The sequence below is a fragment of the Streptomyces sp. CA-106110 genome (genome assembly GCF_050936285.1).
Lineage (GTDB): Bacteria > Actinomycetota > Actinomycetes > Streptomycetales > Streptomycetaceae > Streptomyces.
Map to the genome: position 1 here is coordinate 8798406 of NZ_JBNJNB010000001.1, position 17463 is coordinate 8815868.

Sequence of the window (17463 nt, forward strand, 5' to 3'; positions counted from 1 at the left end):
TGGTCGTTCGGTCAGGCGCTGAGCGGACGCGACCACGCCGGGGCGATGCCGGTGATCCGGCACAGCGCCAGATACAGCGGGATCGGCGGGGTGTACGGCATGTTGTCGTCCGGGCGGTGGACGAGCCCGGGGCCGTCCGGTGCACCCGGGAGCAACGCGCCCGGTACGTAACGTGCGGGCGCCGGCCAGTCCAGCGCGACATCGGAGTCGGACGGCACGATCCACCACCAGTCCGTCCGGTCGCCGTACACGCAGCCCACCCTGGGCAGCCGGGACAGCAGCAGCGCGCCGTGACGCGCGGGCATCGCCACCGCGTCGCAACCGAGCGGGAGCGCCATTCCGTCGGGCAGCTGAACCCGCCGGGACACTGCTCCGGGCTTCGGCTGTGCCCGCCTGAGGCGTACCAGCGAGTCCAGGGTCAGGACCTGCGCCGCCCGTGCACTCCTCACACCCATGAGGGCCCCGCCTCCGAGGACGCCTCCGCCTCGGACCCGCCGCCGTCGGCCGGAGGGCGCTTCGCGCTCCAGCCCAGGTCGGCCCGTGGCTCTCCGCTCACCGGCGGCTTCTTGGCGCTCCACCCGAGGTCGTACTGCGCGGCGGTGTCCTCCGATGCCCGGGACCTGCCGCCGGAACTCGACAGGTCCCGGGACGGCTGTGCCGGGTGGGCCCGTTCGCCGGACGCCGACCGGTCGGCGTCCCGCGCCAGCTCGGCCCAGACCAGGAGTCCGGAACCCGCCGCCTGAGCACCCCAGGCCCGGCACAGGGCCGCGACGAGAAGCAGTCCCCTCCCGTGCTCCTCGTCGGGCCGCTGCGGGCCGGGGTGCGGCTCACCCGGAGCACATCCCTCGTCCGTCACCGCTATGCGCACCACGTCGTCCTCGTCGCGCAGTTCACAGACGACGTTCTCTCCGGCCGCGTGCACGATGGCGTTGGTCACCAGTTCGGAGACGACCAGCGTCGCCGTGTCGCAGGTGTCCTCGCCCACCGCCCAGCCGGACAGCCGGGAGCGCGTGAGCTGCCGGGCCCGTGCGACGGAGCCCGGATGTGCGACGAGCTCGAAGCGGAACCGGCGTTCAGCGGCCGCGCCGGGGGGCATTCCCGCGGCGCCACCAGGCCCGAACCGGTCTGCGGTGGCGTCTGTTCCTAACGACGCGGACGGAATCACGCTTGCCACTATCGCCGCGGCGTGAACACTTGGCAAGAGTCACTGTGAAAATTGCAGAGTGCAGTGTGACTACGAGAAGGTGCATGGCACACTGCTCGCAACAGCACGCTGATCGGCGCCAGTTGGGATCCGAAGCACTGGCCTGCCGGTCCGCCGCTCGGGGCTGCGGTTCGCATGCCGGGCATGAACAGGCGATGAGCGGTGCGGAAAGGTTTCTACTGGCGGCGTCCGGGCTGTCAGGACATCGGAGGACGGGAGGAGGTGCGGCGTTGAGCGAGCCGCGTTCGGCGCCGACGGTCGGTCAGGTCGTCCTTGGCCGGCGCCTGCTGGACCTACGTGAACGGGCAGGTCTCAAGCGGGAGGAGGCCGCGCGCATCCTTCGTGTGGCACCCGCCACCGTCCGCCGTATGGAGATGGCCGAGGTCGCGCTGAAGATCCCCTACCTTCAACTGCTGCTGAAATCGTACGGGGTGGGCGACGACGAGGCCGAGGCGTTCGTCCAACTGGCGGAGGACGCCAACAAACCGGGCTGGTGGCAGCGGTTCCACGACATCCTGCCCGGCTGGTTCTCGATGTATGTGAGCCTGGAGGGCGCCGCCGCGCTCATCCGTCAGTACGAGCCCCACTTCGTGCCCGGCATCATGCAGACCGAGGAGTACTCCCGGGGCGTACTGAAGTCGGGCGCCGTCGGGCAGACCAGGCCCGAGGACATCGAACGGCACGTGGCGTTGCGCATGCAGCGCCAGGAACTGCTGACACGTGAGAACGCGCCCGCCATCTGGGCCGTGATGGACGAGACGGCGCTGCGCCGTACCGTCGGCGGCCCCCGGGTCATGCGCGCCCAGGTCGAACGGCTCCTCGAGGTCATGCAGCTGCCCCACGTGACGCTCCAGGTACTCGAGTTCTCCTCGGGCCCCCATCCGGGTACGTACGGGCCTTTCGTACTGTTCCGATTCGCCATGCCGGAACTGCCCGACATGGTCTACAGCGAGTACTTGACCGGAGCCGTCTACCTGGACGCTCGCGCCGAGGTGGCGACCCACCTCGAGGTCATGGACCGCATGGCGGCTCAGGCCGCCACGGCACAACGCACGAAGGAGATCCTCGAGGATCTCCGCAAGGAGCTGTAATGGATCGCATCACGCCGCGCAGACGCGTCTACAACGGCATGCCCGCCCGCGAACTGGGCAGCGAGGGCTGGCACAAGCCGTGGAGTGGAGGCAACGGCGGCAACTGCCTCGAGGCCATGAAGCTCGCCGACGGCCGCATAGCCGTCCGCCAGTCCACCGACCCCGACGGTCCCGCGCTGATCTACACCTCCGACGAGATGACCGCGTTCATCGAGGGAGCCAAGGCGGGGGAGGCGGACTTCCTGCTCTCTTAACTCCCTTGCTGGTTCATGACGTTGCCGTCCCACCGCTAAATTGGCACTCAGTTGACCATTGACTGTCCTACAGACTCACGGAGCTCCTCATGACCGGGCAGGACCCCGCCCAGGACGCCGTCGTCATCGACACGAGCAAGCCTCACCCCGCGCGCATGTACGACTGGTATCTCGGCGGGAAGGACAACTACCCCGTCGACGAGGAGATGGGCCGGCAGATGCTCGCCCTCGACCCGCGTGTACCGGTGATGGCACAGGTGAACCGCGCGTTCATGCACCGCGCCACGCGCTGGCTGGCCGAGAGCGGCATCCGGCAGTTCCTCGACATCGGCACGGGCATCCCGACCGAGCCGAACCTCCACCAGATCGCGCAGCGGATCGCACCGGACGCGCGCGTCGTCTACTGCGACAACGACCCCATCGTGCTCGCCCACGCCGCCGCCCTGCTGCGCAGCACGTCCGAAGGCGTGACCGAGTACCTGCAGGCGGATGTGCGCGACCCGGACGCCATCATCGAGGGTGCCAGGAAGGTTCTCGACTTCAACCGCCCCGTCGCGCTCTCCCTCGTCGCGCTGCTCCACTTCATCTCCGACGAGGACGGGGCACACGAACTGGTCGGCCGGCTGTTGTCCGAACTACCCTCCGGCAGTTGCCTGATGATGACCCACGCCACCCCCGACTTCACCCCGGAGGAGTCGGCGGCGGCGACCGAGAAGCTCAAGGCCGCCGGGGTCACGCTGGCGCTCCGCTCTCGCGCCGAGTTCGCCCGCTTCTTCGACGGACTCGAACTGGTCGAACCCGGCGTCGAGGTCGTCCACAAGTGGCACCCCGAGCTGGGCGAGCCGGTTCCCGGGCAGGACGACGGCGTCATCCCCGGCTACGGAGCGGTGGGCCGGAAGGCGTAGGGACCGGGCCGAGCAGGCCCGTATATGACCGTGGGGTCGTGGAGGCGCCAACTGGGTGTCCCACGGCCACCAGGCCACAAGGCCACCACGGTCGTCTTGGCCGTAACGGTCGTTCGGTCGGCGGATGTGTCCCTGGGCGGCTGTGCGTTCAGCCGGACGCGTTCCTGCGAGTCGTGGTCCGGCTGGGTGCGTCCCTGCCGGACGTGCGTGTTCCTCCCGGAAGTGTTCTCCCCGGTTGTGTCCCTGTGGACCCCGATCGCGGGCGGATGGCCGCCTTGAGAGCCCCGGGCCGTGAGCGTGGACCCCGGAGGTCGCTACCGCGTTCTCGGTCGCTACGCCGTCATCGGTCGGTCGTACGGGCCGATCGGTGCCGGCAGGCGCGACGCACCGCCGCTCAAGCCCCGGTCCACCGCCGCCGCCACGGCCCGGCCCTCCGCGATCGCCCACACGATCAGCGACTGTCCGCGTGCGGCGTCCCCGGCGGCGTACACGCCGGGGACGTTCGTCGCGAAGTCCTCGTCCCGTGCGATCGTCCCGCGGGCATTGAGTGCCACTCCCAGCTGGTCGATCAGCCCGTCCCCGCGGTCGGGTCCCGAGAACCCCAGCGCGAGCAGTACCAGGTCGGCGGGGAGCGTGCGCCCGGTGTCAGGCATCGGCTGTCGCCGCTCGTCCACCTCGACCAGGTGCAGGGCCCGCACATGCCCGTCCGCGTCGCCCGTGAACCGCAGGGTGGACGCCGCGAACAGCCGTGCGTCCGCGTCCGCCGCGGGCGCCGTCCGCAGATCCCGCGCCTCCTCGTGCGCGCCCGAGAGCCGGTAGATCTTCGGATACGTCGGCCATGGCTCGGTGTCCTCGTCCCGCTCCGCCTGCGGCAGCGGGTAGATGTCCAGCTGTGTCACGGAGGCGGCCCGTTCGCGTACCGCGGTTCCCAGGCAGTCCGCCCCGGTGTCCCCGCCGCCCACGATCACGACGTGCTTGCCGACCGCCGACAGAGGCGAGACCTCAAGGTCGCCCTCGCACACCCGGTCGGCCAGCGGAAGGTACTCCATCGCCTGATGTATCCCGGCCAACTCCCGCCCGGGCACCTCCAGTTCGCGCCAGGCCGTCGCACCGGTCGCGATCACCAGGGCGTCGTACCGAGCCCGCAGCTCGTCCGCCCCGATGTCCTTCCCTACGGTCGTCGACGTACGGAACTTCGTGCCTTCGGCGCGCATCTGCTCCAGCCGCCGGTTCAGATGTCGCTTCTCCATCTTGAAAGCCGGTATCCCGTACCGCAGCAGCCCCCCGATCCGGTCCGCCCGCTCGTACACCGCCACCGTGTGTCCGGCACGGGTGAGCTGCTGGGCCGCCGCCAGACCCGCCGGTCCCGAACCGATGACCGCGACGGTCCGCCCCGAGAGCCGCTCCGGTGGGCGGGGCGGAGCGAACCCCTCCTCCCAGGCCCGGTCCGCGATGGCCACCTCCACGTTCTTGATGGTGATCGCGGGCTGGTTGATGGCGAGGACACACCCCGCCTCGCAGGGCGCCGGACACAAGCGCCCCGTGAACTCAGGGAAGTTGTTGGTGGCGTGCAGCCGGTCGCTCGCCGCTCGCCAGTCCTCGCGTGAGACGAGGTCGTTCCACTCGGGGATGAGGTTCCCGAGCGGGCAGGCCTCGTGGCAGAACGGGATTCCGCAGTCCATGCACCGGTTGGCCTGCCTGCTGATGATCGGCAGCAACGCACCCGGGACGTACACCTCGTTCCAGTCCCGTACCCGCTCCTCGACAGGCCTGCGGGGCCACTCCTCGCGCGGTGTGCTCATGAATCCCTTGGGATCGGCCATGGCCGTCTCCCTTGCGTACGCGTACGGGACCGCTTCAGGTCACGATACGACGCCACCGCCCCACCCGCTCCTCGGCGCCGGACCTGCGGAAAGGGCTCCCGGGGGCCTCAGGTGAGGGCGAGAACATAGGAGACCGCAGCGCCGGTCGAGGCCACCATGCGGACGTGGTTCCACATGGTCCACTCGCTCACATATGTGCGCCAGTACGCGGACGCCTCCGGAGAGCCGGTGCCTATCCGCAGAAGCGCCTCGTTGCGCGGAACATTCGCCACGGCGGTCACTCCGAACACACCGATCAGATACAGGGCACTGCCGACCAGCAGTTCCACCGCCTCGGCCGGCCACAGCACGAACGTCACCACGGCGACCACGGCGCACACCATCGCGGACCCAACGAATATGATCATGAAGGCCGGTGTCACCGCCGCCTTGTTGATCGCGTTCATCGCGGCGATCCCCTGCGCCGGCGGCAGGGAGCCGAGCCCCCGCATCACGAACGTAGAGAACCCGCAGAACACCCCTGCCACCAGCCCGGTCCCCAGCACCCCGAGCACGGCCAGCAGAGCGTACGGCCAATCCGTCATGTCAACTCCCGCATCGGTCCCCGGACAGGGGATCCTTCCCATCTCTTCCCGTCACCAGAAGTGACATGTCGTGCGAGACCTGTGACCATGCACGGCTGGCGGGGCTGCACGCCCGACCGTGCATGGCCCACCGGCGCGGAGTCACGGGCCGCAAGGCAGTCGGCGCTGGTTCCCGCTCGACCGCTCAGCCTGGTCCGGGGTCATGCCGCCTCCCGGAGCTGCCAGTCCCGCAGCACCGACTCCACGTCGTCCGCGATCCGCCGCCGCGCCTCGAGCCGCGGCACCCCGTTCATCAGGAGCTGGTCGTACGGCGTCTGCGTGTGACGTATGGCGGCGCGCACCGCGGCCGCCACCGCCTCCGGCGACAGTGCCCGGCCCGCCGCACTGCGCCCGACCCGCCCGCTTCCGCGCAGCGACGCATGGGCCGCGATCTCCTGAGCCTGCGCTGCCGGACATCCGGGAAACAGCCGCCGGATCTCCTGGGCGAACGCCTCCGTGAACCGCACATCCTCCGCCGCCCGGCGCCGTGCGTCCCGCGCCCGGCGTCTGCGGCGTGCCTCGGCGTCCGCCAGGCACTGCTCCTCGGCCAGCGCCAGCGCCGCCTCCTCGACGAGCACCCCCTGCCGCTCGTACCGGCTCTGGCGCCGATTGAACCGCACCACCACAGCGGACAGCGTGCTCGCCTCGCGTGACCGCCTGGTCAGGGCCGTATTACCGCGGGGCAGGAACACCAGGTGCCCGAGGTCCGCACAGTCCAGACATCTGGGCGCCCCCTCCTCCAGCACCAGCAACGGCAACGGCCCCCTCCCGCACCGGGCACAGTGCCGTCGCTTGACCGGCTGGAACACAAGAAGTCCGCTCCGGGGCGGAGGAATTGAGGTCGGCGCCATAACCGCTTCATTCCCCTCCCGTCCCGACGACGACCTCGGCGCACCGATCCGATCCGGTGTCATGGCGAGCGTGGCCCCGCCGGGCGACTCGGTGAACCGGGCGGCCGACCCTGTCCGGCCTCCTCGGCGATCGATGCGTCGCCCTCCCGGCACCGATCGTGACGCCGGCCGGCTGTCGCGCCCCTTCCGTCCTGCCCGCACGGGCCAGGCCGGGGGTTTCCCGTCGGGGCGCGGCATCATGGGCCCTGTGCGACTCGAAGCGATCACCTGGGAACGGCTCGGCGACCTCCTTGCCGACCGGCTGCTCGACCTGAAGCCCGCCGACGGCAGCCCCTGGCCGCGCATCGCGTTCGACGGAGCCCCGGCGGCGCATCCCGGCGACCTCGCCCTGCGCGTATCCGATGCGCTGCGCATACGTGGCCTGCCCTCGCTCGTCGTCGGCACGGACGGCTTCCTGCGTCCCGCATCCGTCCGCCTCGAGCACGGCCACCGGGACCTGGATGCCTATTACGACGGCTGGCTCGACACCGGCGCCCTGTGGCGCGAGGTCTTCGGCCCCCTCGAACCCGGTGGCGACGGCCGCCTCCTGCCCGACCTGTGGGACGCGGTCACCGACCGCGCCACCCGCAGTCCCTATGTCCGGCTTCCGCCGGGTGGGCTCCTCCTGCTCCATGGCCCCCTCCTCCTGAGGCATTGGTTCCCCTTCGACCTGACCGTCCACGTGTTCCTCTCACCCGGCGCGCTGCGCCGTCGTACCCCGGAGGCGGAGCACTGGACGCTGCCCGCCTTCGAGCGGTACGAGGCCGAGACGGACCCGGGTGCCGACGCGGACGTGCTGATCCGTGCGGACGACCCGCGCCACCCCGCGTGGAACGGCTGACGCGCCCGGTTCCGCATTTACCTCTGCATGTGCGTGCATGTGATGGGGAGAGCTCCCGGCCCGAGCGCGAACCTGCTCGGCTCACCGCCGCACCCGGCACTCCCGAGCACCTGCACTGCCCGGCTGCTCCGGGTGCAATGCCTCAGGGACACGGCGAGAATGAAAGGCGCCGGGACATGCGGTGCGTTCCGTGCCGCGCCGGCCGTCCGGCATCAGGAGGTGCTCCATGACCACCGCCGGAGACATCATGCACCGTGGCGCCCAGTGGATCCCCGCCCACGAAACCCTGGACCGCGCCGCCCAGTTGATGCGCGAACTCAACGTCGGTGCGCTGCCCATCAGTGACGAGAACGAGCGGCTCTGCGGCATCCTCACCGACCGCGACATCGTCGTCGGCTGTGTGGCCATGGGCCATGACCCCTCACGCGTGACCGCGGGCGACATGGCCCAGGGCACGCCGCGCTGGATCGACGCGGACGCCAATGTCGACGAGGTGCTCAACGAGATGGAGGAGCACAAGATCCGCCGGCTTCCCGTCATCGAGAACAAGCGTCTCGTCGGCATGATCAGCGAGTCCGATCTAGCCCGTCATCTGAGGGCCGAGCAGCTCGCCACTTGGGTCGAGGGCGTCTACGCCAGGAGCTGAGGCGCTGACCGGCTGCTACAGCCAGCCGTTGCGCTTGAACCCTCGGTACAGGACGAGACAACCGACGGCTATGACGACCAGAACCAGCGGATAGCCCAGTTTCCAGCGCAACTCGGGCATGTAGCTGAAGTTCATGCCGTACACGCCGGTGACCATGGTCGGCACCGCGATGAGAGCGGCCCATGCCGTGATCCGCCGCATGTCCTCGTTCTGCGTCACGCTCACCTGCGCGAGATGCGCCTGCAGGATCGAGTTGAGCAACTCGTCGAAGGCCGCTATCTGCTCGGTGGCGCGCAGCAAGTGGTCGGAGACATCGCGGAAGTAGGCCTGTATCTCCGGGGCGATCACCCGGATCGGGGTGGTGGCCAACTCCTGGATGGGACGATTCAGTGGCGCCACCGCCCGCTTCAGCTCGAGGAGTTCACGCTTGAGCTGGTAGATGCGGCCTGGATCCAGTCGTGCGCCGTTCTCCGCGAAGACGTCCGACTCGACCTGGTCGATGTCCTGCTGCACCGCGTCGGTGACGCCGAGATAGCCGTCCACCACATGGTCGGCGATCGCGTGCAGCACCGCGGCGGGGCCTTTGGCGAGTTGCTGCGAGTCGGCCTCCAGTTCCTCCCGGAGTGGGCCGAGCGAACCGTGCCGGCCGTGTCGCACCGAGATGACGAAGGCGGGGCCGACGAACACCATGATCTCACCGGTGTTCACGACCTCGCTCGTCGCGGTCAGCTCCTTGTGCTCCACGTAGCAGACGGTCTTGAAGACCGCGAACAGCGTGTTTCCGTACCGCTCCAGCTTCGGGCGCTGGTGGGCCTCCACCGCGTCCTCGACCGCGAGCGGGTGCAGGTCGAAGAGATCGGCGACGCCCTCGAACTCCTGGACCGTCGGCTCGTGCAGGCCGAGCCACACGAAGCCGTTGCCGCGCTTGCGCACCTGCTCCACCGTTTCGACCAGATCGCGGCCACCGGGAACGCGTACACCGTCCCGGTACGTCACGCAGTTGACCACCGCGGAGCCCAGAGGTGACCGGGCAGGGTGGCTCAGATCGACGCGCCCACGACGCCGCGCCAACCCCGCCACCCTGCGGAGGCCGTCGACCCTGCCGAGGCTCGTGACCTTCCGCAGATTCCCTGCCATGGACATCTGGATCTCCTTGCGTGGATCTCCCCGCGCCGAAGTGCGGCTTTCGGGTCAGTCTGCCAGTCCGGCTCGATCGCCGGAAAAGCCTGTGGAAACGGTACGTTCCGCTTCGGTCGTTGTGCAGGACCTCGGTGGGGCGCGTGGGGTATTGCCGCGGCCCCCCGAGGGTCCGATCGCGGGAGCCGTGCGGAGAGTCGCCTCGCACGAAGGGACGGGCCACCTGGGATGATCTCCTCATGACGCCAACCGACGGGTATCTCCTCGACAACCAGCAGACGGAGGCGGGCCGGCGTTTCGAGGCGCTCTCCACGCTCTTCGACCCCACGACGTTCCGCCATCTCGAGGACCTCGGCCTCGGACTCGGCTGGCGTTGCTGGGAGGTCGGCGCCGGAGGCACCTCCGTGATTTCCTGGCTCGCCAGGAAAGTCGGCCCCACCGGAAAGGTCCTCGCGACCGACATCGACACCTCCTGGGCGGCAGCGGCCGCGCGCGCCCCGATCGAGATCCGCACGCACGACGTGGGTGCCGAGGATCCGCCGGGGGAGGGCTTCGATCTCGTGCACGCCCGGCTCGTCATCGTCCATGTGCCGGACCGGGAGCGGGCGTTGCGATCGATGATCAAGGCGCTGCGTCCCGGCGGACGGCTCCTGATCGAGGACGCCGACCCCGCGCTCCAGCCGCTCATCTGCCCGGACGAGTACGGCCCCGAACAGCAGCTTGCCAACCGGCTGCACACGGGCTTCCGCACCATCCTCGCCGAACGCGGCGCCGACTTGTCGTACGGCCGCCGGCTCCCGCGTCTGCTGCGCGAGGCGGGCCTGCGTCGCGTGGAGGCCGATGCCCACTTCCCCATCACCTCGCCGGCCTGCACCGCCCTCGAAGCCGCGACGGTCCGTCAGATCCGCGACCGCCTCGTCTCCGCCGGCCTCGCCACGGACGAGGAGATCGACCGTCATCTGTCCAATGTCGCCTCCGGCACCATGGATCTTGCGACGGCACCGATGATCTCGGCATGGGGATACAAGGAGTAAAGGAACAAGGGAGAGTGGCGCCTTCGGCGGGCGGACTCGGTCGGCACCTACCAGGCGTCGCTCGCGGGTCTGCCTCCCACCCTCTCCACCGCCATGGCTCCCGCCCTGCACCCGTCGGTTGCCGCGTCCTCCGGGTCGGCTCCCGCGAGCAGTGCCGCCAGGAACGCTCCGGTGAACGCGTCCCCTGCTCCTGTGGTGTCACGTGGGGCGGCGGGGACCGCGGGAATCCGGGCCCGTACCTCTCCCGACGCCGCAACCAGTGCTCCCTGGGCGCCCAGCTTGGCGACCACCAAAGGGACGTGACGGCTCAACTTGGCTGCCGCGTCGGCCGCGTCGGGCAGTCCGGTCAGCAGACACGCCTCGTCCTGGCTGGGCAGCAGCACGTCGACCCCGTCGGCGAGTGCAAGAAAGGTGTCGACGCCCACCTCCGTCAGGAATCCGGCGGATGCCGGGTCCAGACTCACCGGCACTCCACGCGCGCGTGCCGCCCTCAGTGCCGTTTTCGCCAGCTCCCGGCTCGAGTCGGAGAAGAACAGGTAGCCCGACAGATGCAGCCGTCGGACACCGTCGAGCAGCGCGTCTGACCAGTCCTCGGGCGTCAGCCGCAGCGATGCCCCGCTGTCCGTGAGGAAGGTGCGCTCCGCCGAGGCGCCGTTGTCCACCAGGCAGACGACCGTCCCCGTGGGTGCCTCGGGGTCGACGACGAGGTGGGGCCGTACACCCGAGGCCGTCAGCGCCCTCTCGTGCCAGGCGACTGCCTCGGCTCCGACGCGGCCCAGCAGCCGTACGTCCGGGCAGCCCCAGTGGGCCGCCCAGCACGCGACGTTCGCGCCCGCGCCACCGGGCAGTGTCCGGATGACCGCTGCCGTGTCCGTGCCGGATGCCAGCGGGCCGCGGTGCCGGGCGACGACGTCCGTGACGACGTCCCCGACGACGAGCAACGCCTCGCTCACGCCCCCGCCCAAGCCGCCGCGATCCGTGCCGCCAGGCGTACGTTTCCCCGTACCGCTGCCAGGTTGGCGTTCAGCGAGGCTCCGTCGGTGTGCCGGACCAGGTGGTCGAGGAGGAACGGTGTGACCGCCTGACCGGTGATGCCCTCCTCCTCGCAGGCGTGCAGCGCGTCGGCGAGTACGCGCTCGTGGATACCCGGATCGAGCTGTTCCTCCCGGGGAACCGGATTGGCGATGATGAGGGCCGACTCAGGGCCTCCGAGCCCGTCCTGCGCACGCATGACCTGCGCCACCTGCTCCGGTGACTCCAGGGTCCAGTCCACCGGGTGTCCCGAGTCGGACAGATAGAAGCCCGGGAAGCGATCCGTGCGATAGCCGGCCACCGCCACTCCCAGGGTCTCCAGGCGCTGCAGCGTCGCGGGCACGTTCAGGATCGACTTCACACCCGCGCACACCACGGTGATCCTGGTCCGTGCCAGCAGTCCCAAGTCGGCCGACTCGTCCTGGGTCACGGTCCACTCCCGGTGGACACCGCCGAGCCCGCCTGTCGCGAACACGCGTACCCCCGCGAGCGAGGCCAGCAGCGCGGTCGCGGACACGGTGGTCGCCCCGCTCACTTTCGCAGCGACCGCGAGCGGCAGATCGCGATGCCCCAGCTTGCGGATCCCTTCCTCGTTCGCGACCCGCTCCACCTGCCCCTGGTCGAGACCGACATGTGCGCGGCCGTCCAGGACGGCGATCGTCGCCGGTACGGCGCCCTCCTCCCGGACGACATCCTCCAGTTCCAGCGCGACCCTGAGATTGCGGGGGCGCGGCAGTCCGTGCGCGATGATCGTCGACTCCAGGGCCACCACCGGCCGGCGCACGGCGAGCGCCTCCCGTACCTCTTCGGACACCACCAGCACGCGCCTGCCTCCTGTCTTCGGGTCTTCCCTCATCTCTGGCGGGCGGCGCGACCCGCCAAACCCCCCGCGAGGCGTGGGGGAGGACACCAGCCTGGGGGCATGACGGACAATTCGCCGTGTCTCGACCGTGTCGATCTCTCCGGTGAGTGCGCACGGAGCGGCCGTTCCGCAGCGGGCCGGCCGGCACGTCGCCTGAGTGCGGCACCACGAGAGGTGCGCGCAGTCCCTCAGGTGCAGAGAGCGCCTACGGGGCCACGCAGGCCCCTACGGTCACCCGGTTCAGAACAGCGGCTCCGGCAGCACTCCCTCGAGCGCGAGCAGCTTCCGCTTGGTCTCGAGTCCGCCCCCGAAGCCGCCTATGCCTCCGTCGCTCTCGACCACCCGATGGCAGGGCACCACCACCGGCAATGGATTCGAGCCCATCGCCACCCCCACGGCCTGCGCCGCGCCCGGCTGACCGACCCGGCCGGCCAGGTCGCCGTACCCGACCACCGCGCCGTACGGCACCCCCGACGCCAGCTCGCGCAGCACCTGGCGGTTGAACCCGGTGATCAGGGACCAGTCCAACGGGAGCTCGAAGTCGCGCCGCTCACCCGAGAAGTACGCCTCCACCTGCTGTATCGCCTCGGTCAGGAGCGGTGAGCCGGGGTCCTCGACGGGCTCCGTACCGAGCCGGGACGCGAGCCGCTCCACTGCCTTGTCGCGCACGGCGTCCGTCGCATGGAAGACCACGTTCACCAAGCCGTCCCGAGTGGCGGCCAGCAGCAGCGGACCGATCTCCGTGCCGACCACGGCCCACACCAGCTGGTGTTCGTACTGCCCATGACTGTCCATGCGCCTACCGTACGGCGCGGCACCGACAACGCCCCGGGCGCGGGTCGCGAGCCTCCCGTACTTCGCGGACGCGCGGCATCCAGCGGTTCGCGCAGAAGCCCGCGGACGCAGCGGATCAGTACGCGGTGACAGCTCTGCGTACCACGTCGGGCGCGTTCGTGATGATGCCGTCCACGCCGAACCCGGCCACCCGCCGGGCCTCGTCCGCGCTGTCGACGGTCCATGCGAAGACCTTCATCGTCCGGGCGTGCGAGCCCTTGAGCGCGTGGACCGCGGAGACGTAGCGGGAGGAGATCTTGGTGTACCGCGCGTTGATCTGGTCGGTGAAGCGGGCGAACACCGGTAGTTCCGTCACTCGTGGCGTGCCCAGATAGGCGGTCCTGATCCCCGCCCGCAGCTCATGGACCTTACGTACACTGTCCGCACTGAAACTCTGGACGATCAGCCGGTTCCTGAGATGGTCGCGGTCGAGCCAGCCCTCGTCCTGCAGCAGCTTCACGGTCTGGCGCTCGATCCCCGGGTACAGCTCCGGATTCTTGATCTCCAGGACCAGTTTCTGATGGTTGTGCGAGACGCGCTGAAGGTACTGCCGCAGCGTGGGTACGTGCACCCCCGAGTACCGGCGGCCGAACCAGCTGCCCGCGTCCAGCCGGGCGATCTCCCCGGCGGTGAAATCTTTCACCCTCCAGGGGGCTCTGTGCGGGAACACACGCTTGACGTCGGTGGTGCGGTCCAGGGTCGCGTCGTGGATCACCACGAGCCGGCCGTCCTTGGTGCGCTGCACATCGTTCTCGACCCAGCTGAAGCCCATGGCGGACGCCGTGTCGACAGCGGCCAGGGTGTTCTCCGGCGCATATGCGGAGGCGCCGCGGTGGGCGACGACGACGGTGCCGTCACCGCCCCTGGCGTCGGCGCGGGGGGTGGGCAGTATGGCGACGCTGAGCGCGAACAGAACGGTGGTCATGGCGGCGGCAACACGCGCGTGCATGCGTACTCCTGGCGTCGGGCGATGACACACGGCATCAAAGTGACGACGGTGAGTCAAGGGACACGAACGCAGGAAGTTCACAGATTGACTGCAGTTGCCCCGTGCTGCACACAAGCACCACACAAGTGCGGCAGTGCCGTGATTCTTTGCCGGAAAATCGTTCGAGCGTTCCGGCGCGAGTCATACTCTCTGCGTCAACCCTGACCGTCGACGCGGTCCTGGGGATGGGGGGCATTTTTCGAGTCAGGTACGTATCAGGGCGGGAAGGGCAGTCGCGCATGCAAGGCACCGTCGACGGCTTCAGCTACGGACTGGTCACCCCCGTGGTGGCGTACCTCATGGCTTGCCTGGGCGGCGCGCTCGGTCTCCGCTGCACCACCAGATCGATGCTGGTCGCTCAGTCCTGGCGGGCCGGCTGGCTGGCGCTGGGGTCGGCCGCGATCGGGTCCGGCATCTGGACCATGCACTTCATCGCGATGATGGGGTTCTCCGTGAAGGAGACCCCCGTTCACTTCGACAGGGCCGTGACGTTCGCGAGCCTCGCTGTCGCCATCGTAATGGTCGGCGTGGGTGTCTTCATCGTCGGCTACTGGGGGACGACCGGCGTGGCGCTCTTCACCGGCGGCACCATCACCGGTCTGGGCATCGCCTCCATGCACTACCTGGGCATGGCTGGGATGCGCCTGAACGGCGAGCTCAGGTACAACACCCTCACTGTCGCCGCCTCCGTCGTCATAGCGGTCGTCGCGGCGACCGCCGCACTCTGGGCGGCCGGACAGGTCCGCGGATTCCTGTGGAGCGTCGGCGCGAGCCTGGTCATGGGGCTCGCGGTCAGCGGCATGCACTACACGGGCATGGCGGCACTCACGGTCCATCTCCACCATTCGTCCGGGACTCCGGCCGGTGAGTCGTCGGCCGCCCTGCTCGCCCCTCTCATGATCGGTCCGCTCGTCTTCCTCTGCCTGGCCGGTGTCGTCGTGATCTTCGACCCGCAGATGGCCATGGGTCAGCCGCGCCGCACCCCGGTGGAGCGCAAGCCGGGCGTTCCGGCCCACCCCGAGATCGTCCACACCGGTCGTCGTCCCTTGTCCCGCGCGGGGCAGCGCACCGTGCACCGGGGCCTGCGCACCCCGCAGCGCCGCTGAGCCGTCCCCGTTGTCAGTGCGGGGTCGTACGGTGGGGACATGCGGCCCGTTTCACAGATCGAACGCACGGTGGCGCCCTTCGAGGTCGTCAGTCCCTATCAGCCGAGTGGCGACCAGCCCACGGCCATCGCCGAGCTGGAGAAGCGCGTCAGTGCAGGTGAGAAGGATGTCGTCCTGCTCGGCGCGACCGGCACCGGTAAGTCCGCCACCACCGCGTGGATGATCGAGAAGCTTCAGCGCCCCACCCTGGTGATGGCGCCGAACAAGACGCTGGCCGCCCAGCTGGCCAACGAGTTTCGCGAGCTCCTGCCGAACAACGCGGTCGAATACTTCGTCTCGTACTACGACTACTACCAGCCCGAGGCGTACGTCCCGCAGTCGGACACGTACATCGAGAAGGACTCCTCGATCAACGAGGAGGTGGAGCGACTGCGGCACTCCGCGACCAACTCGCTGCTCACCCGCCGCGACGTGATCGTGGTCGCCTCCGTCTCGTGCATCTACGGCCTCGGTACTCCCCAGGAGTACGTCGACCGCATGGTCAGCCTCAGGGTCGGCGACGAGATCGACCGCGACCAGTTGCTGCGCCGTTTCGTGGACATCCAGTACACGCGCAACGACGTGGCGTTCGCCCGCGGCACCTTCCGGGTGCGCGGCGACACCATCGAGATCTTCCCGGTCTACGAGGAGCTGGCCGTCCGGATCGAGATGTTCGGCGACGAGATCGAGGCCCTCTCCACCCTTCACCCGCTCACCGGCGAGGTCATCAGCGACGACCAGCAGTTGTACGTCTTCCCGGCCTCCCACTACATCGCGGGACCCGAGCGCATGGAGCGGGCGATCAACGGCATCGAGAAGGAGCTGACGGAGCGGCTGGCCGAGCTGGAGAAGCAGGGCAAGCTGCTGGAGGCCCAGCGGCTGCGCATGCGCACGACGTACGACATCGAGATGCTCCGCCAGATCGGCACCTGTTCCGGGGTGGAGAACTACTCGATGCACTTCGACGCGCGTGAGCCCGGTTCCGCGCCGAACACCCTGCTGGACTACTTCCCCGAGGACTTCCTGCTCGTCATCGACGAGTCGCATGTCACCGTCCCGCAGATCGGGGCGATGTACGAGGGCGACGCCTCCCGCAAACGCACCCTCGTCGAGCACGGCTTCCGGCTGCCCTCCGCCCTGGACAACCGCCCCCTGAAGTGGGAAGAGTTCCAGGGACGCATCGGCCAGACCGTCTATCTCTCCGCGACACCGGGACAGTACGAGCTGTCCCGCTCCGACGGTCAGGTCGAACAGATCATCCGCCCCACCGGTCTCGTCGACCCGGAGGTCGTGGTCAAGCCCACGGAGGGCCAGATCGACGACCTGGTGCACGAGATCCGCCAGCGGACCGAGAAGGACGAACGCGTCCTGGTCACCACACTCACCAAGAAGATGGCCGAGGACCTGACCGACTACTTCCTCGAGCTCGGCATCCAGGTGCGCTATCTGCACAGCGACGTGGACACCCTGCGCCGAGTCGAGTTGCTGCGGGAGTTGCGGGCGGGCGAGTACGACGTTCTGGTCGGCATCAACCTCCTCCGCGAGGGCCTCGACCTGCCTGAGGTCTCCCTGGTGGCGATCCTCGACGCCGACAAGGAGGGCTTCCTGCGCTCGGGGACCTCGCTCATCCAGACCATCGGCCGCGCCGCGCGTAATGTCTCCGGCCAGGTCCACATGTACGCCGACAAGATCACCCCGGCGATGGAGAAGGCCATCGAGGAGACCAACCGTCGCCGGGAGAAGCAGATCGCCTACAACACCGCGAACGGCGTCGACCCGCAGCCGCTCCGCAAGAAGATCAACGACATCGTGGCGCAGATCGCCCGCGAGGACGTCGACACGGAGCAACTGCTCGGCACGGGCTACCGCAAGGCCAAGGACGGCAAGGCCGTCAAGAGTCCCGTGCCCTCGCTCGGTCGTGAGGGCGCCAAGGGAGCCAAGGCCGCCAAGGCCGCCAAGGGGAAGGCCAAGGAGACGGTCCCCACCGACCGCCCCGCGACCGAACTGGCCGGGCAGATCGAGGAACTGACGGAACGGATGCGGGCCGCCGCGGCGGACCTGCAGTTCGAGATCGCGGCCCGGCTGCGCGACGAGGTCTCCGAAATGAAGAAGGAACTGCGTCAGATGAGGGAGGCGGGGCTGGCCTGACGTCCC

General features: G+C 69.3%; 18 protein-coding genes. 8 read left to right on the forward strand and 10 right to left on the reverse strand.

Annotated elements, in window-relative coordinates; translation table 11 throughout:
- Nucleotides 1-11 precede the first annotated feature (11 nt).
- Entirely contained in the window at nucleotides 12-455 is a 444-nt protein-coding gene (locus ACQEXA_RS40580; protein ID WP_432926476.1) for a hypothetical protein, read from the reverse strand.
- Nucleotides 446-1201, reverse strand: coding sequence for an ATP-binding protein (locus tag ACQEXA_RS40585; protein ID WP_432926474.1), 756 nt, complete (start codon nucleotides 1199-1201; stop codon nucleotides 446-448). The genes ACQEXA_RS40580 and ACQEXA_RS40585 overlap by 10 nt, the downstream gene beginning before the upstream one ends.
- Before the next feature lie 233 nt (nucleotides 1202-1434).
- Here ACQEXA_RS40585 and ACQEXA_RS40590 point away from each other — a divergent pair, with 233 nt between their 5' ends.
- The 3 genes from ACQEXA_RS40590 to ACQEXA_RS40600 all read left to right on the forward strand — a co-directional run bounded on the left by ACQEXA_RS40590 (nucleotide 1435) and on the right by ACQEXA_RS40600 (nucleotide 3454).
- Nucleotides 1435-2295 carry a helix-turn-helix domain-containing protein gene (locus tag ACQEXA_RS40590; RefSeq protein ID WP_432926472.1) on the forward strand — a complete coding sequence of 287 codons (861 nt, stop codon included), beginning with the start codon at nucleotides 1435-1437 and terminating at the stop codon, nucleotides 2293-2295.
- Nucleotides 2295-2549 carry a DUF397 domain-containing protein gene (locus ACQEXA_RS40595; RefSeq protein ID WP_359389508.1) on the forward strand — a complete coding sequence of 85 codons (255 nt, stop codon included), beginning with the start codon at nucleotides 2295-2297 and terminating at the stop codon, nucleotides 2547-2549. Before ACQEXA_RS40590 ends, ACQEXA_RS40595 begins: the two co-directional genes overlap by 1 nt.
- Before the next feature lie 89 nt (nucleotides 2550-2638).
- A complete protein-coding gene (locus ACQEXA_RS40600; RefSeq protein WP_433132556.1) occupies nucleotides 2639-3454 on the forward strand; it encodes an SAM-dependent methyltransferase in 816 nt (271 codons plus the stop codon).
- Between the two features lie 332 nt (nucleotides 3455-3786).
- Here the strand turns inward: ACQEXA_RS40600 and ACQEXA_RS40605 are convergent, their stop codons facing one another.
- The 3 genes from ACQEXA_RS40605 to ACQEXA_RS40615 all read right to left on the reverse strand — a co-directional run bounded on the left by ACQEXA_RS40605 (nucleotide 3787) and on the right by ACQEXA_RS40615 (nucleotide 6751).
- On the reverse strand, nucleotides 3787-5277 hold the full coding sequence (locus tag ACQEXA_RS40605; protein ID WP_433132558.1) for a glutamate synthase subunit beta: 1491 nt from the start codon (nucleotides 5275-5277) through the stop codon (nucleotides 3787-3789).
- Between the two features lie 107 nt (nucleotides 5278-5384).
- A complete protein-coding gene (locus ACQEXA_RS40610) occupies nucleotides 5385-5861 on the reverse strand; it encodes a DUF1772 domain-containing protein (RefSeq protein WP_432926466.1) in 477 nt (158 codons plus the stop codon).
- A gap of 200 nt (nucleotides 5862-6061) precedes the next feature.
- Nucleotides 6062-6751: a DUF2293 domain-containing protein gene (locus tag ACQEXA_RS40615; RefSeq protein WP_432926465.1), complete on the reverse strand. Its 690-nt coding sequence runs from the start codon at nucleotides 6749-6751 to the stop codon at nucleotides 6062-6064.
- A 238-nt stretch (nucleotides 6752-6989) separates the two neighbouring features.
- Between ACQEXA_RS40615 and ACQEXA_RS40620 the strand changes: the two genes are divergently transcribed.
- Entirely contained in the window at nucleotides 6990-7631 is a 642-nt protein-coding gene (locus ACQEXA_RS40620) for a uridine kinase (protein WP_432926463.1), read from the forward strand.
- A 226-nt stretch (nucleotides 7632-7857) separates the two neighbouring features.
- Entirely contained in the window at nucleotides 7858-8277 is a 420-nt protein-coding gene (locus ACQEXA_RS40625; protein WP_432926461.1) for a CBS domain-containing protein, read from the forward strand.
- A gap of 15 nt (nucleotides 8278-8292) precedes the next feature.
- On the opposite strand, the gene ACQEXA_RS40630 is transcribed toward ACQEXA_RS40625, so the two are convergent.
- Entirely contained in the window at nucleotides 8293-9420 is a 1128-nt protein-coding gene (locus ACQEXA_RS40630) for a magnesium and cobalt transport protein CorA (protein ID WP_432926460.1), read from the reverse strand.
- 233 nt (nucleotides 9421-9653) lie between these two features.
- On the opposite strand from ACQEXA_RS40630, the gene ACQEXA_RS40635 reads away from it, so the two are divergent.
- Entirely contained in the window at nucleotides 9654-10448 is a 795-nt protein-coding gene (locus ACQEXA_RS40635) for a methyltransferase domain-containing protein (RefSeq protein WP_433132560.1), read from the forward strand.
- A gap of 47 nt (nucleotides 10449-10495) precedes the next feature.
- On the opposite strand, the gene ACQEXA_RS40640 is transcribed toward ACQEXA_RS40635, so the two are convergent.
- The 4 genes from ACQEXA_RS40640 to ACQEXA_RS40655 all read right to left on the reverse strand — a co-directional run bounded on the left by ACQEXA_RS40640 (nucleotide 10496) and on the right by ACQEXA_RS40655 (nucleotide 14125).
- Nucleotides 10496-11401, reverse strand: a complete 906-nt coding sequence (locus ACQEXA_RS40640; protein ID WP_432926456.1) for a carbohydrate kinase family protein — start codon at nucleotides 11399-11401, stop codon at nucleotides 10496-10498.
- Complete coding sequence (locus tag ACQEXA_RS40645) at nucleotides 11398-12303, reverse strand: pseudouridine-5'-phosphate glycosidase (protein WP_432926454.1); 906 nt, start codon at nucleotides 12301-12303, stop codon at nucleotides 11398-11400. Before ACQEXA_RS40645 ends, ACQEXA_RS40640 begins: the two co-directional genes overlap by 4 nt.
- A 279-nt stretch (nucleotides 12304-12582) precedes the next feature.
- Nucleotides 12583-13137: a methylated-DNA--[protein]-cysteine S-methyltransferase gene (locus ACQEXA_RS40650; RefSeq protein ID WP_432926453.1), complete on the reverse strand. Its 555-nt coding sequence runs from the start codon at nucleotides 13135-13137 to the stop codon at nucleotides 12583-12585.
- 115 nt (nucleotides 13138-13252) lie between these two features.
- Nucleotides 13253-14125, reverse strand: a complete 873-nt coding sequence (locus tag ACQEXA_RS40655) for a glycerophosphodiester phosphodiesterase (protein ID WP_432926451.1) — start codon at nucleotides 14123-14125, stop codon at nucleotides 13253-13255.
- A 278-nt stretch (nucleotides 14126-14403) separates the two neighbouring features.
- Here ACQEXA_RS40655 and ACQEXA_RS40660 point away from each other — a divergent pair, with 278 nt between their 5' ends.
- Nucleotides 14404-15270 (forward strand): MHYT domain-containing protein, encoded by an 867-nt coding sequence (locus ACQEXA_RS40660; protein ID WP_432926449.1) that lies wholly within the window; start codon nucleotides 14404-14406, stop codon nucleotides 15268-15270.
- Between the two features lie 39 nt (nucleotides 15271-15309).
- Entirely contained in the window at nucleotides 15310-17457 is a 2148-nt protein-coding gene (gene uvrB / locus ACQEXA_RS40665) for an excinuclease ABC subunit UvrB (RefSeq protein ID WP_432926447.1), read from the forward strand.
- Nucleotides 17458-17463: the final 6 nt, after the last annotated feature.